Origin of the sequence: Capnocytophaga canis, assembly GCF_000827555.1 — a bacterium.
In the GTDB taxonomy this organism is placed as follows: Bacteria; Bacteroidota; Bacteroidia; order Flavobacteriales; family Flavobacteriaceae; genus Capnocytophaga; species Capnocytophaga canis.
Genome location: NZ_CDOI01000089.1, coordinates 1 through 234 on the forward strand (window position 1 = coordinate 1; position 234 = coordinate 234).

At 38.0% G+C, this 234-nt stretch carries 1 tRNA gene; it reads left to right on the forward strand.

Annotated elements, in window-relative coordinates:
* The first annotated feature begins 11 nt into the window (after positions 1-11).
* Positions 12-85, forward strand: a tRNA-Ile gene (locus CCAND38_RS02400).
* Positions 86-234 lie beyond the last annotated feature (149 nt).

A 234-nucleotide genomic window follows, 5' to 3' on the forward strand; every position in this document is an offset into this window, starting at 1 on the left:
TAAAAAGATGCAGTCTCATAGCTCAGCTGGTTAGAGCGCTACACTGATAATGTAGAGGTCGGCAGTTCGAGTCTGCCTGGGACTACAGAGCAGATAGCTAATGGCTAATATCCAATAGCTAAAAGCTAAAAAGTTCATAAAAATAGAATGAAAGGAAATTTTAGAGGTTGTTGCTTTTAAGATAGGTAAGAGTTTTGGGATTGATATAAACTATTCCCTATTGCCTAACCCCTA